Origin of the sequence: Buttiauxella massiliensis (assembly GCF_902500225.1) — a bacterium.
Taxonomy (GTDB): Bacteria; Pseudomonadota; Gammaproteobacteria; order Enterobacterales; family Enterobacteriaceae; genus Buttiauxella; species Buttiauxella massiliensis.
On sequence record NZ_LR722652.1, the window covers coordinates 130,167 to 144,862 of the forward strand.

14 protein-coding genes are annotated in these 14,696 nt (G+C 52.5%); 11 read left to right on the plus strand and 3 right to left on the minus strand.

Annotation, left to right across the window (positions count from 1 at the left end; all coding sequences use genetic code 11):
• Positions 1–12 precede the first annotated feature (12 nt).
• The 9 genes from GC128_RS09215 (at position 13) to GC128_RS09255 (ending at position 10,183) form a co-directional block, all read left to right on the plus strand.
• The gene (locus GC128_RS09215) at positions 13–870 is read left to right on the plus strand and encodes a sugar phosphate isomerase/epimerase family protein (protein WP_151994047.1); all 858 of its coding nucleotides are present in this window, start codon (positions 13–15) and stop codon (positions 868–870) included.
• Position 871: 1 nt separating this feature from the next.
• Positions 872–2,026 carry a Gfo/Idh/MocA family protein gene (locus tag GC128_RS09220; RefSeq protein WP_151994048.1) on the plus strand — a complete coding sequence of 385 codons (1,155 nt, stop codon included), beginning with the start codon at positions 872–874 and terminating at the stop codon, positions 2,024–2,026.
• A gap of 171 nt (positions 2,027–2,197) precedes the next feature.
• Entirely contained in the window at positions 2,198–4,147 is a 1,950-nt protein-coding gene (gene hflK / locus GC128_RS09225) for a protease modulator HflK (RefSeq protein WP_151994049.1), read from the plus strand.
• A complete protein-coding gene (gene hflC / locus GC128_RS09230; protein ID WP_151994050.1) occupies positions 4,144–5,127 on the plus strand; it encodes a protease modulator HflC in 984 nt (327 codons plus the stop codon). Before hflK ends, hflC begins: the two co-directional genes overlap by 4 nt.
• Entirely contained in the window at positions 5,120–6,172 is a 1,053-nt protein-coding gene (locus tag GC128_RS09235; protein WP_151994051.1) for an SPFH domain-containing protein, read from the plus strand. Before hflC ends, GC128_RS09235 begins: the two co-directional genes overlap by 8 nt.
• Positions 6,169–8,067, plus strand: coding sequence for a heavy metal translocating P-type ATPase (locus tag GC128_RS09240; RefSeq protein ID WP_151994052.1), 1,899 nt, complete (start codon positions 6,169–6,171; stop codon positions 8,065–8,067). The genes GC128_RS09235 and GC128_RS09240 overlap by 4 nt, the downstream gene beginning before the upstream one ends.
• A gap of 64 nt (positions 8,068–8,131) precedes the next feature.
• Entirely contained in the window at positions 8,132–8,398 is a 267-nt protein-coding gene (locus tag GC128_RS09245; RefSeq protein WP_151994053.1) for a type II toxin-antitoxin system ParD family antitoxin, read from the plus strand.
• On the plus strand, positions 8,385–8,681 hold the full coding sequence (locus tag GC128_RS09250) for a type II toxin-antitoxin system RelE/ParE family toxin (RefSeq protein WP_151994054.1): 297 nt from the start codon (positions 8,385–8,387) through the stop codon (positions 8,679–8,681). The genes GC128_RS09245 and GC128_RS09250 overlap by 14 nt, the downstream gene beginning before the upstream one ends.
• 164 nt (positions 8,682–8,845) lie before the next feature.
• The gene (locus tag GC128_RS09255; RefSeq protein WP_151994055.1) at positions 8,846–10,183 is read left to right on the plus strand and encodes a hemolysin family protein; all 1,338 of its coding nucleotides are present in this window, start codon (positions 8,846–8,848) and stop codon (positions 10,181–10,183) included.
• Positions 10,184–10,245: 62 nt separating this feature from the next.
• On the opposite strand, the gene GC128_RS09260 is transcribed toward GC128_RS09255, so the two are convergent.
• Positions 10,246–10,452: a DUF1107 domain-containing protein gene (locus tag GC128_RS09260; RefSeq protein ID WP_151994056.1), complete on the minus strand. Its 207-nt coding sequence runs from the start codon at positions 10,450–10,452 to the stop codon at positions 10,246–10,248.
• Positions 10,453–10,792: 340 nt separating this feature from the next.
• Between GC128_RS09260 and GC128_RS09265 the strand changes: the two genes are divergently transcribed.
• A complete protein-coding gene (locus GC128_RS09265) occupies positions 10,793–11,350 on the plus strand; it encodes a YtfJ family protein (RefSeq protein WP_151994057.1) in 558 nt (185 codons plus the stop codon).
• Between the two features lie 4 nt (positions 11,351–11,354).
• On the opposite strand, the gene cysQ is transcribed toward GC128_RS09265, so the two are convergent.
• Positions 11,355–12,095, minus strand: a complete 741-nt coding sequence (gene cysQ / locus GC128_RS09270) for a 3'(2'),5'-bisphosphate nucleotidase CysQ (RefSeq protein WP_151994058.1) — start codon at positions 12,093–12,095, stop codon at positions 11,355–11,357.
• A gap of 188 nt (positions 12,096–12,283) precedes the next feature.
• On the opposite strand from cysQ, the gene GC128_RS09275 reads away from it, so the two are divergent.
• Positions 12,284–14,215, plus strand: coding sequence for a bifunctional 2',3'-cyclic-nucleotide 2'-phosphodiesterase/3'-nucleotidase (locus GC128_RS09275; RefSeq protein ID WP_151994059.1), 1,932 nt, complete (start codon positions 12,284–12,286; stop codon positions 14,213–14,215).
• A gap of 53 nt (positions 14,216–14,268) precedes the next feature.
• Here GC128_RS09275 and GC128_RS09280 read toward each other — a convergent pair whose 3' ends face one another.
• Positions 14,269–14,658 (minus strand): winged helix-turn-helix transcriptional regulator, encoded by a 390-nt coding sequence (locus GC128_RS09280; protein WP_151994060.1) that lies wholly within the window; start codon positions 14,656–14,658, stop codon positions 14,269–14,271.
• Between the last annotated feature and the right edge of the window lie 38 nt (positions 14,659–14,696).

The window sequence follows — 14,696 nt, forward strand, 5'->3', positions numbered from 1 at the left end:
GAGGTTTATCAGATGCACAAATTTACTTTATCTGCCTTTGCAGATGAAATTTCGCCGTGGCTGGAAACGCAAATGGATGTTCTGGATAAATTCAATATCCGCTATATCGAAATGCGCGGTGTGAACGATCGTCCGCTGGTGGAACATTCACTGGACGAAGTGCGTTTAATTAAACAACGCTTAGATGAACGCGGCTTTGCTATTTCCTCGGTGGGCTCACCGATTGGGAAAATTGGCATGGATGAGGATTTTGATACCCATCTTGCATTGTTCCGCCACACGTTAGAAATTGCGCAAATATTAGAAGTGCCGTACATCCGCATGTTTAGTTTCTGGATGCCAAAAGATGCAGACCCGCAACACCACTGGCCGGAAGTGCTTCGCCGCTGGCAACAGTTGGTTGCTGCGGCTGATGGCTATCACGTCACGCTGCTGCATGAAAACGAAAAGGACATTTTCGGTGACACCGCCGGACGCTGCCTGCAACTGCTTGAAGCGCTCGATACGCCAAAAGTCAAAGCGGTATTCGACCCGGCAAACTTTGTGCAATGCGGCGTGACTCCCTTCCCAAATGCCTTTGAGGCGCTGCAAAAACACATCGCCTACATCCACATTAAAGACGCTCTTTTCACCACGGGCGACGTGATGCCAGCGGGCCAGGGCGACGGGCGAATCGGCGACATGCTGGAAGAACTGGCCGCCAGTGGCTATCACGGATTCTTGTCCCTTGAGCCGCATCTGGCCGATTTCAGCGGCTTCAAGGCGCTGGAAAATGCACAAATAACCAGTGGCAAAATGGACCACGGCGAAGCGGCATTTACCTGCGCGGTGAATGCTCTGGATAACCTGATTCAGGCGCGAGGGCTATAACATGGAAAAAGTACGCTTTGGTATTATTGGTGTCGGCAATATGGGCACCGTTCACGCTCGCTATTTACTGGCGGGTACCGTGAAAGAAGCGGTGCTGGCTGCCGTGTGCGACAACAATCCCCAAAAACATGACGCGATTCGCCAGGTGATTGGCGAAAATATCCCGCTATTTAGCGACGCTCAAGAGATGCTGCAAAGCGGCCTGATTGACGCGGTGCTTATCGTCACGCCTCATTACGATCACCCTGCGCTTGCCATGCTGGCGATGCGCAACGGCATTCATACTTTGTGCGAGAAGCCCGCCGGAGTGTATACCGCGCAAGTGCGGGAAATGAACGAGTGCGCGCAGCAGTGTGATGTGGTTTTTGGCCTGATGTATAACCAGCGCCCTAACCCGCTGTATCTGAAAGTGAAAGATTTGATAGACAGTGGCGAGCTGGGTGAAATTCGCCGCTCAAACTGGATCATTACTAACTGGTACCGTTCGCAAAGCTATTACGATTCCGGAAGCTGGCGTGCCACCTGGAAAGGCGAAGGCGGCGGCGTGTTACTCAACCAGGATCCGCATCAACTGGATTTGTGGCAGTGGCTGGTAGGAATGCCGGTGCGCCTGCGGGCGTTTTGCCAGTTTGGTAAACATCGCCAGATTGAAGTGGAAGACGAAGTCACCGCTTATGCCGAATATGCCAACGGCGCAACCGGTGTGTTTATCACCACCGTGGCGGAAACGCCGGGTACCAACCGCCTGGAAATCATCGGCGACAAAGGCAAAGTGGTGGTTGAAGAAGGCAAGCTACGTTACTGGCGTTTGCGGGAATCTGAAACCGAATTTAATGCCCGCTGGAAAGGGGGTTTTGGCGAACCAGAATGCTGGGAAGTGTTGATATCCACGGCATCGGAATGTAGCGAGCATCATGTTATCACCCGCAATTTCTGCGCCGCAGTTCTGCGCGGCGAACCGTTAATTGCTCCAGGGGAAGAAGGCATCCGTGGCCTGACTATTTCTAACGCCATGCATCTTTCGAGCTGGACGGATAACTGGGTTACGTTGCCGCTCGACGAAAAACTGTTCAAGAAATTGCTTGATGAACGGATTACGCAGTCCATTGAAAAGCAAACCGAAAGTAAAACCCTCGACGCCAGCGGAACCTGGTAACCGCCCCAAAAAGCGGATGGCCGTGCTGGCTGTCCGCTCTCAAACACTCTCAAATCGCCTCACCGTAAACGCAAAACTGTACAAACGGTTACCCGCGCTGCGTTTACGGATTATTCACCTCCGTGATATGTTATATGATAACAATTCAACCTCAGCGACACCGCCTTTCAAATGACTGAACCCACGCAATGTTCGCCGTTTAGCTCTCAGGCTCGATATTCTTTAGCGTCCTCGCAGGCCATGCTCGCCGCAAGAGTGGTTTTCGGGTTAGGTACAGCGATTTTTTTGATGCTGGTTATGGCGCTGCTCGCGCATATTTTCGAGTCATCTTCCCGCTGGCCTGCGCTATTAAGTAACAACGCCGCCGTGCTGATTTTATTGGCTGTCGCGTGGTATAACGCCCAGCGAATTTGCCAGTGGCGTGCGATTATCTTCGCGCCAACGCTCAAACCTGAAGACGCCGCAGAAACCGAACCTTTGCCGATGATTTATCAGCGGCTTGGCGCACTTATTCCCATAAGCTTCAAACGTTTTGGAGCGTTGCTCACAAGCGATGGAATTGGGCTGGCGGCGATGGCCGCCTTCGTATTGTTTGTCGCGCTTTCGGGCTGGAATACCCATTACGTCGCCCTTGATGAAGGCACTGTGCGTTGGGTGGCGGTCGGGATTATTGCGACGGCGATGTTTGCCACTCTGGTTGCTGAACGTCATTTGGCTGCAACGGCGAGCGAAGCCTGGCCGGAAGCCAAATTCATTGCGCCGATATTACGTGTAACTCTCGCGGTGCAATTGCTCTCTTTGCCCGCACTGATATTCCCGACAACAAACCTCTCATTGTTGGTCAATCTGCCTGCGATCCTTGTGGTGTTGGTAGCAATTGAGTTTCTGCTGCGCGGCCTGTTCTCACTATTCACACCACCGGGTGAAGAAGGCTGCGAACCCAAGTTCCTTGCTCAAAGCCAACTGGCAGCACAACTCGTCTGGCCGCCACGCCCACTACTTTTTTTACAACGCGAGCTGCACCACCACTTTGGCATCGATTTACGCCAGCTTTGGGCATTCACGGTATTGCGTCGGGCATTTTTACCTGTGCTGGCAGTCATGCTGTTTTGTGGCTGGCTGTTGACCGGGATGCAGCAAGTTTCCCCAACCCAACGCGGTATTTATGAACGCTTTGGCAAACCGGTTGCCGTGTTGCCATCGGGCCTGCATTACGGGCTGCCCTGGCCTTTTGGCCAGGTGATACTGGCGGAAAATGGCCAGGTGCATGAGTTAGCGGCCGGAGAAGAAGCCGATACACCTGCGGAGCCGCTGGCGAATGCCGAAGGGAATGCACCGCAAAGCGCCGATCGCCTGTGGGATGCGATTCATAGCTTTGATAAAGCGCAGATTATTGCCAGCCAAAGCGGTAACCAGCAAGGTCTGCAAATCATTAATAGCGATGTCCGTTTTATGTGGCGCGTTGGCTTAACCGATAACGCAGCACTGGCGGCAACCTATAACAGCGTGAATTTGCCAGAGTTGATTCGCAGCGCCGCAAACCAGGTTCTGGTGCATCAGTTTTCCTCGCTGACTCTTGAGCAGGTTTTAGGGGAACAGCGCATCGAATTAGCAAGCCAGATTAATCAGGCAGTGCAGCAAAAACTCGATGGCCTGCATAGTGGTGTGGAACTGCTCTCGACCGTCGTCGAAGCTATCCACCCTCCAGCAGGGGCTGCTGATGCCTTCCATGGTGTACAGGCCGCGCAAATTGCAGCTCAAGCGCTCGTGTCCCGGGAGCGTGGGCATGCAGCAGAGCTGGCCGCCAGCGCACAAACTACAGCTACCACGCGCCAGAACCAGGCACAGATGAACGCCACCGATGTGACCAGTAAAGCGCAGTCAACGGCTGTGCGTTTTGCCGCACAGAAACAAGCAGTGGCGAAATCCGGCCAGGTGTTTGTCGATGAATTATGGTTTAGCCAGTTGCACCAGACTTTAGGCAAAAGCCCGTTGTTAATTATCGATCACCGTATTGGCGCGACCTCACAGCCCACTATCGACCTGCGCGAGTTTCCCTCGTTAAGCCAGGCAGCACGCAAAGATGCACCTTCCAAACCGACACAGGAGTCTTCCCGTTGAGCCATTCACATCATCACGGTTGCAGTAGCGGTTGCCACCACAGCCACCATTCTGACGCTCCTGTAACAAAAGCCTGGAAGCGCATTGCTGGCGCAAGTGCGCTGGTGCTCATTCTTGCCGCCGCCGCAAGCCTTGTGCAGGTTCGCTCTGGCGAATCGCTGATTATTACTCGGTTCGGTAATCCGGTACGCGTACTGCTCAAGCCAGGTCTTGCGTGGCGCCTGCCCGCACCTTTTGAAATGTCCACCGCCGTCGATCTGCGTCTGCGAACGACTTCGAGCGGCTTGCAGGATGTGGGCACGCGGGACGGGCTGCGCATCATTGTGCAGTCATATGCGGTCTGGCAGGTTGATAATACCCCTGAGCATGTGCAGCGCTTTATGCGCGCGGTACAAAATCAGCCCGATGAAGCGGCACGGCAAATTCGTGCTTATCTCGGCTCGGCACTCGAAACCACCGCGAGTGGCTTTACGCTCTCTCAACTGGTCAATACGGACAGCAAACAAGTGCAGTTAAACCAGTTTGAATCGCATCTGCAGGCGCAAATCAGCCAGCCATTATTGGAAAGCTATGGTATTCGGTTGGTGCAGGTTGGAACCGAACGCCTGACCCTGCCCGCGGTGACGCTTAGCGCCACAGTCGATAGGATGCGCGCCGAGCGCGAAACCATTGCGACTGAACGCACCGCTGAAGGCAAACGCGCCGCGGCTGAAATTCGCTCGGCGGCAGAGCGTGATGCTCGCATTGTGGAGGCGACAGCACAGGTTCAGGCAGCAGATATCGAAGCACAGTCTCAGGCGCAAGCCGCCGAAATTTATGGCAAAGCTTATGCCAGTTCACCTCAGCTATACAGCCTGTTACGCCAGCTTGATGCGCTCAGCGGCGTGGTTAATTCCAGCACCCGTCTGGTGTTACGCACTGATGCCGCACCGTTCCGTCTGCTGGTAGAAGGGCCAAAGCTGGATACAACTCATGAGTGAGCATCACAAAAATAAACCTGCGGGCCCGTGGACACAGTCAATACGCCTCGCCTTTTACGCACTGTATGCACTGACACTGCTGGCAGCAGCGTCGTGGTTGTTTTCGAATATTCGCCAGATACCCGCAGACAGCCGCGCCGTGGTACTGCACTTCGGTGCACAGCAGCGAATTGCCGAATCGGGTTTATTGCTCACCTGGCCGAAGCCGATTAACGATGTGGTGATGGTTCCGGCACCTGACCGCGTGATTGAACACCACGTTACGGCGCTATTACGCTCGAATGATGCGCTGCATGCAGATGCTCGTGGCGATAACAGCAGCGATGCACTGGCGGGTTCCGGCTATCTGCTTACTGGTGACTCAGGCGTGGTGCAGTTAGATATCAGCGTGTTTTACCGTGTCGTCACGCCAATGGCGTATGTATTGCAGGGCGAACATGTGATTCCGGCTCTCGATCGACTGGTTGAGCGTGCTGCCGTTGCGGTATGTGCCTCGCGCGATCTGGATACTATTCTTGTCGCCCGCCCGGAAATGGTCAGCGGCGATTTAAATGTTGCCCAGCAACGCGAACGCCTGCGGGCTGATGTTCAGCACAACGTCGAGCAAAATTTGCAGCGCCTGGCACAATCAGGCAGTGACCTGGGGATTACTCTTAAGCGGGTTACTGTGCAATCCACTTTGCCGGAAACCACAGTCACCGCATTCAATGCGGTATTAACTGCCAGTCAGCAAGCGTCACAGGCAATAGCCACGGCCAATACCGACGCCTCTTTAATTCGCCAGAAATCCACCCAGCTTGCCGACCAGACACGCCAGACGGCTCAGGCACAGGCCCGCGAACGAGTGGCGAAAGCTCAGTCCGACACGGCAATGGTGAATCGTCTGGCCAAAAGCCCGCACGACCCCGACTTGTTAGCGCGAGTTTACCGCGAACGCATTGCGGCGATTCTGGCGCAAGCTGAATCCGTCATTACCGTCTCTCCAAAAGATGATGCGAATTTGATTCTGCAAGCTGCTGGGCAAAAGGAACCTTCGAAACCATGAGTACCCACACTGTTAACCCCGGTGGCGCACTGAGCCATCAGGAACAACGGCAGATTACCCGCCAGTTGATACTGGCATTGATCGCCAGCGGCACATTAATTCTTGGTTTGCTATGGCGTGGTCTGGCACCCGATCAAGTTGCGGTAGCCGATATCTTACTGGGTGCTGCATCGCTGATGGTCGGCATTCCGGTATTGCGCCACGCCTTTTACAGCCTGCGTTACCCGAGCTTGCATGGCATTACCGATCAACTGGTTGCGCTAGCGCTAATTGGCTCGTGGGCGACCGGGGATTTGCTTACTGCCGCATTGCTACCGCTGATTATGATCGTCGGCCATATCCTCGAAGAGCGCAGTATGATTGGTTCGCAAGAAGCGATTGAAGCTCTCAGCAAATTGACCCACAGCCGGGCGCGACGCTTTGATGCAGACGGCAATCTGCATGAAATTGACAACCATGAACTGGTGGCTGGTGACATCGTCGAAGTGCGAGCTGGCGACCGGTTACCTGCTGACGGGCGCGTGCTGGAAGGAACGGCAAGCCTGGATACCGCACCGATCACGGGTGAATCCGTACCACTGGAAGTAAAACCGGGCATGAACGTTTACGGTGGTGCAATCAATCTTGATGGGCGGTTGCGAATTGAAGTGACGCACATTGGCGAAACCTCAACACTCGGGCGCGTGGTGGCATTGATGCAAAGTGCCGAGCAAGCCAGCCCGCCGATTACCCGCCTGCTTGAACGTCATGCGGCGCGTTATCTGCTGCTGGTTTTATTGATTGCCGCCAGCACATGGTTTTTGACGCAAAACGACCAGGCCATGTTGGCGGTACTGGTCGCCGCCTGTCCTTGTGCGCTGGTGCTTTCCGCGCCTGCAACGTCTATTGCCGGGCTGACCGTTGCCGCACGTCACGGTATTTTGATTCGCGGCGCGGCCTTCCTCGAAGAGTTAGCCGAACTGAATGCGGTGATTATCGATAAAACCGGCACGCTCACACACGGCAAGCTGCAACTTCATGAACTGATTCCTGAAGCGGGAGAATCGCCGGAAGTTCTGTCTGCACTGGCGGCGAGCCTTGGTGCCACCAGTAACCACCCGGTCAGCCGTGCGCTGGTCAATATTGCCCCGCAAAACACATGGCCGCAGCTTGAAAATGTGCATGAACACCAGGGTTTGGGTATTTCTGCCACTACAGCAGCGGGCGAGGCTTATCTCGGCCGACATGAGCTGTTAAAAACTCAGGTCGCTGATTTACCGGAAGAACCACCACATGACGGGCCGATAGTTGGGCTGGTACTAGGGGGGCGTTTCCGTGGCTGGATTTTACTGGCCGATAGCCTACGCGACGAAGCGGCCAGTGCAATGGCGGAGCTGCGTGATCTTGGGCTTAACCATCAACTATTACTGACCGGCGACCGCGAAGCCGTGGCACAACGCATCGCAAAGAACGTAGGGATTAACGACGTTATAGCCGGGGCATTACCTGCAGACAAACTCCACCAGGTCAGTGCGCAAATCGACAATGGCTTCAGGCCAATGGTAGTCGGCGATGGCATCAACGATTCCCTGGCAATTAAAGCGGGTGTGGTTGGCGTTGCGATGGGTGCAGGTGGCTCGGATATCGCCATGGCATCAGCGGATATTGTATTAATTGGTGGCGACTTACGCCGTCTTGGAACCTGCGTGCGCTTAAGCCGCCTGTGCCGTCGCACCTTACAGATGAACGTGCTGATTGGGCTGGGTTGGACGCTGGTGATTGTCGTCGCCGCCGCATTTGGCTGGCTGGGAGCCTCGGGGGCCGTAATTGCCGCCCTATTGCACAATCTGAGCACACTGCTGGTGCTGGGCAACGCCGGGCGATTGTTAAGGTTTGAAGAAAAACTGGGTGGGTGATGGAAATCTACTCAGTCAAAACCTATACTCAATGTAAGATTATGTCTTACATTGAGGGGCTATGATGGCACGAACAGTTACAGTCGATCTCGGCGATGAACTACGCGAATTTATTGATTCACTAGTAGAATCAGGTGATTACAGAACGCAAAGTGAAGTCTTACGTGATGCTTTACGCCTCTTGCGTGAGAAACAAGCAGCATCCAGATTACAGCAGTTACGCGACTTACTTGCTGAAGGCATCAGCAGCGGAGCTCCGCAAATCTGGGAACAGGATACTTTTCTACAAAGGATGAAAGAAAAGGTGAAATCAAGGGATGAGAACAATTGAACTAACACCGAAGGCGTCTGAGGATCTTGAATCTATCTGGTTGTATAGCTTTGAGCGCTACGGAGAGGCAAAAGCGGATAGTTACATCACGCGCTTTTCAGATATTTTCAATGCTCTTGCGTTACATGATATCGGCACGCCAAGACCTGAATTAGGTGACGGTATTTGTTCGCTGCCGATAGAGCAACATGTCATTTTCTTTCTCTCTGCTCAGACGAGTATTACGGTAATTCGTGTACTCAGCCATGCGCAGGATGCGACCCGGCATCTTTCCTGGTATTAGCGATTAGCAGCCCAAATTTTGCCCTCTGGCAGCCCCATGCACCCTTACGCTATACTACCCGTTGAAATTGCTGGCCCAACCTCCACGGACTGGCAGTCAAAATGTACTAACCCTTAGATTTTCAACTTTCCTTCCGAGGCTCTGGCTCTAAAGCCGGATAAACTATGTTAAACAGTATTTTATTAATACTTCTTCTTATTTCCGTCAGTGCATTCTTCTCAATTTCGGAGATCTCACTGGCTGCTTCCCGCAAGATAAAACTCAAGCTGCTGGCTGATGATGGCAACCTTAACGCGCAACGCGTACTGAAAATGCAGGAAAGTCCTGGCATGTTCTTTACCGTAGTGCAGATTGGCCTGAACGCAGTGGCGATTCTCGGCGGTATCGTCGGCGATGCGGCATTTTCCCCGGCCTTTAAAGTGCTTCTGGAGCGCTTCTTCTCGCCAGAAATGGCTGACCAACTGAGCTTTATCATCTCCTTTACCCTGGTCACCAGTTTGTTCATTCTGTTTGCAGACCTCACCCCGAAACGCATCGGTATGATTTCGCCTGAATCTGTTGCTTTGCGAATCATCAACCCGATGCGCTTCTGTCTGTTTATCTTCCGCCCGCTGGTATGGTTCTTTAACGGCCTGGCAAACGTTATTTTCCGCATTTTCAAATTGCCGATGGTGCGTAATGACGATATCACCTCTGACGATGTTTACGCCGTGTTTGAAGCCGGTGCGCTGGCTGGCGTGTTGCGTAAGCAAGAACATGAGCTGATTGAAAACGTGTTTGAGCTCGAATCACGTACTGTGCCCTCGTCAATGACCTCACGTGAAAACGTCATCTGGTTTGATTTGCATGAAGATGAGCAAAGCCTGAAGAATAAAATTGCCGAGCACCCGCACTCCAAGTTCCTGGTGTGTAATGGTGATATCGACCATATCGTGGGTTATGTGGATTCAAAAGAGCTGCTGAACCGCGTACTGGGCAACCAGAGCATGGCGCTTAACAGCGGCGTACATCTGCGTAATACGTTGATTGTGCCGGATACGTTAACGCTCTCAGAAGCACTGGAAAGCTTTAAAACCGCCGGTGAAGATTTCGCGGTTATCATGAACGAATATGCGTTGGTGGTAGGCATCATCACGCTGAACGACGTCATGACCACGCTGATGGGTGACCTGGTCGGCCAGGGTATGGAAGAGCAAATCGTAGCGCGTGACGAGAACTCATGGCTGGTTGAAGGCGGTACGCCAATTGACGACGTAATGCGTGTGCTGGATATCGACGAGTTCCCGCAGAATGGAAATTACGAAACCATCGGCGGCTTTATGATGTTTATGCTGCGAAAAATCCCGAAACGCACCGATTCGGTGAAGTTCTCAGGGTATAAGTTCGAAGTAGTAGATATCGATAACTACCGCATCGACCAGTTGCTGGTGACGCGTATCGACAATAAACCGACACCGTTGACGCCAAAACTGCCTGATGCTGAAGATCAGAACGCAGCGTAATTTCCAAAACTCAGAAACACTAACGGCACCCTCGGGTGCCGTTTTTGGTACTTCTTTTGGCCTTACGCCAATTCCGCCTGCATATGTTTTACCTGGCGGTTTACTTCGGACATAACAGATAGATGCTGCTTATCTTTCACTTTTGGGATAAGAATCTTGCCCTTATCAAATTCAAAAGCGCCAACGTCCTTGATGTACAACCGTCCACGGAACAGGATTTTCACGTACTTCGCCACCTGAAGCGGGTTGTACCGTTGGAAAATTTTCATTCTTTTTCTCTCCTGCAGTGTTAACACCCCTGCGGTTCCACATTTGGTCCGACAAAACGAGGCGAAAAATTTGGTGCCTGGAAACTATAGTCCATATACAAACCGACACCTAGTTTGCACAATCTTATTTACCGTATGATTACAATTTCTCAGAATATTCTTTGTAATTGTAAACAAAACTCAGTCTAAGCCTTCAAAAAATAGGGATATGTGCGGTCACCCGCAAACTGGCATTGTTGTTGCGGGACAGATGGCTATTCAGCACATATGCTTAAAACGTCACGACGAAGTGGTCGGATCACCTGCAAACTTTTCACAAATAATAAGATTAGGAGTTCTCATGTCCCTACGTAAAACCCTTGCGCTTGCCCTGCTGCTACTGCCACTTGCGGCATCGGCACATAACTTTGAGAAAAATCAGCGAGTCTCGCCTATTGGTATTACGGATAAAGGCGAGTTGATGCTCGACAATGATAAGTTTAGCTATAAAAACTGGAATAGCGCGCAGCTAGTGGGAAAAGTGCGAGTGCTGCAGCATATTGCTGGCCGCACGAGCGCAAAAGAGAAGAACGCCGGGCTGATTGAAGCGATTAAGGCAGCCAAACTCCCGCATGACCGCTACCAGACAACGACTATCGTGAACACGGATGACGCGATTATGGGTACCGGAATGTTTGTGCGCAGCAGCCTTGAGAGCAATAAAAAGCAGTATCCGTGGTCGCAATTTATTGTCGATAGCAACGGCGTGGCGAAGAGTGCCTGGCAGTTGGAAGAAGCCAGTTCAGCGATTGTGGTGCTGGATAAACAAGGCCGCGTGCAGTTTGCTAAAGATGGCCCACTGACACAGGAAGAAGTGCAGCAGGTCATGAGCCTGCTGCGCGAACTGTTGAGTAAATAGTTGTTTAGTAAATAGAAACGCGGAAACCTGGGTTTAAGAATGACTCGCGTGGGGTATAGTCGAGAGACTTGCCCTGCCAGTCATGAACGTGAGCACCTGCCGCGGCCGCCACAGCATGACCTGCTGCCGTGTCCCAAATGTTAGTTGGCCCGAAGCGTGGATAGAGCTGTGCCTGCCCCTCAGCCACCAGGCAAAACTTCAGCGATGAGCCGATAGACGTGGTCTGGTGTTCACCCAACTGGTGAAGATACTCTTTGAGTTCATCATCGCCATGTGAACGGCTTATCACCACCAGAGGTGGGCGAGCATCACGCACGTGGATTTGGTTACGCACACCGTTTTCTTCTTTCCAGGCTTTGCCTTCTGCCGCGCTGTACATCACGTTCAGCACTGGCGCATACACTACCCCCAGCACCGCTTTGCCTTTTTCGATAAGCGCGATGTTGACCGTGAATTCCCCGTTACGCTTCAGAAACTCTTTGGTGCCGTCCAGCGGGTCCACAAGCCAGTAACGCCCCCAATTCTGACGGTTTTCCCAACTCTGCGGATCTTCTTCTGAAAGCACCGGAATGTCCGGCGTCAGTGTTTGCAGCCCTTGCAGGATAATGGTGTGAGCTGCGATATCCGCCGCAGTTACGGGTGAATCATCGGATTTTTGGGTCGCCTCTAGCGGCTTTTGCCCGTCATACACCTGCATGATGGCAGCTCCAGCCTCCCGAGCCAGTTGGCAAATTTTATCTAGCATTCTCCACCTCATGTTGTGTCGTGCGATTAACCTGTTGTTTTACTTATATCTCATCACGCCTGGTTGCGCTATCTGTGAACCCATTCCGGTTTACTTCGCCCTTTTTCTGGCACACTTCACAAATCTGTAAGCAACAACGTTTATATACATAGCCTTTTGCGGCCTATCTCTAAAAAGGACCTTTTATCATGATCAAGTTTAGCGCAACGATGCTGGCCATGCTGGTTGCTACCGGCGCTCATGCGGCAACCGTTGACCTCCGTATCCTGGAAACCAGCGATCTCCATAGCAATATGATGGACTTCGATTACTACAAAGATACCTCCACGGAAAAATTTGGACTGGTGCGTACGGCAAGTTTAATCAACGCCGCGCGCGGTGAAACGGTAAACAGCGTACTGGTCGATAACGGAGACCTGATTCAGGGCAGCCCGCTGGGCGATTACATGGCGGCAAAAGGCCTCAAAAAAGGCGATATCCACCCGGTTTATAAGGCGCTCAATACGTTGGATTACGCCGTGGGCAACCTGGGCAACCACGAATTTAACTACGGCCTCGATTACCTGCATATGGCTCTATCGGGGGCCAAATTCCCGTATGTGAATGCCAACATTATTGATGCCAAAACCAATAAGCCACTGTTCACACCTTACGTGATTAAAGAAACCGTGGTGAAAGACAAAGACGGCAAAGAGCAGACGCTGCGCATCGGTTATATCGGTTTTGTACCACCACAAATCATGACGTGGGATAAAACTAATCTGGAAGGCAAAGTGACGGTGCAGGATATTACCGAAACGGCCCGCCATTATGTGCCTGAAATGCGCAAACAAGGGGCGGATTTAGTGGTGGTTATCGCCCACTCCGGCCTGTCGAGCGACCCATATCATGCGATGGCTGAGAACTCGGTTTATTACCTCAGCGAAGTGCCAGGCGTGGATGCCATTCTGTTTGGCCACGCGCACGCCGTATTCCCAGGCAAAGACTTTGCCAATATCAAAGGTGTTGACCTCGAAAAAGGGACGCTTAACGGTATTCCGGCGGTGATGCCTGGCATGTGGGGCGACCATCTTGGCGTGGTTGATTTAGTGCTGAACAACGATAGCGGCGCATGGAAAGTTACCAGCAGCAAAGCGCAAGCGCGCCCAATTTATGACAGCGTGGCGAAGAAAGCCCTGGTGCCGGAAGATGCCAAACTGGTGGAAGTGATGAAGCACGATCACGATGCCACTCGCGAGTTCGTCAGCAAGCCAATCGGTAAATCTTCCGACAATATGTATAGCTACCTGGCGCTGGTGCAGGACGACCCGACAGTGCAGGTGGTGAATAACGCCCAACTGGCCTACGTTGAAAAATACATTCAGGGCGACCCGGACCTCGCGAACCTGCCGGTACTTTCCGCTGCCGCACCGTTTAAAGTTGGCGGGCGTAAGAATGACCCGGCCAGTTTTGTCGAAGTGGAAAAAGGCCAGCTTACCTTCCGTAACGCCGCAGATTTGTATCTCTACCCGAACACACTGGTGGTGGTGAAAGCTAGCGGGAAAGAGGTCAAAGAGTGGCTGGAATGTTCTGCCGGGCAGTTTAACCAGATTGATGTAAACAGCACGAAACCCCAGTCGCTGATCAACTGGGACGGTTTCCGCACCTATAACTTTGATGTTATCGACGGCGTGGATTACCAGATTGATGTGTCACAACCGGCACGTTATGACGGCGAATGCCAGATGGTGAACCCGAAAGCCGAGCGTATCAAAGGGCTGACGTTCAAGGGCAAGCCAATCGACCCGAACGCGACGTTCCTGGTCGCAACCAATAACTACCGCGCCTACGGCGGTAAGTTTGCCGGAACTGGCGACAGCCATATTGCGTTTGCATCGCCAGACGAAAACCGCTCGGTGCTGGCGAACTGGATTACCGCAAGCAAAGAGATCCACCCGGCCGCTGATAACAACTGGCGCCTGGCGCCAATCCACAGCAATCAGAAATTAGATATTCGCTTTGAAACCTCACCGGGTGAAAAAGCGGCGGCATTTATCAAAGAGAAAGGCCAGTATCCGATGAAGAATGTGGGGACGGATGAAATCGGCTTTGCGATTTACCAGTTGGATTTAGGTAAGTAATTTTCGTTCTTTTGTCGGATGGATTAGCCTTAGCGACATCCACCCGCCTAGTGTTAGCGTTCCGCACGGGACGCTAACACTCTCGGCAAATTCCCCTCGATCCAGTCGGCAAGCCCCGCTACTTTCTCAGCAACTTCACAACCCAGCGGCGTCAAACTGTATTCCACATGCGGCGGCACAACCGGGTAGGATTTTCGATTTACAAAACCGTCGGCCTCAAGCCATTGCAGCGTTTGCGCGAGCATCTTTTCACTCACCCCGCCCATCTTACGGCGCAGGTCGCTGAACCGGTGAGTCCCACCCTGCAAGGCCACCAGAATCAACACGCCCCAGCGGCTGGTGACGTGCTTTAACACATCTCGTGACGGGCACTGCTCAGCAAATAAATTGCCATCACGCATTTGCTCAGTTAACGACAGCGGACGGATTTCAATCTCATTCATTTCATACTTACCTTTTTGTGCGTACTTACTTTAAGTTA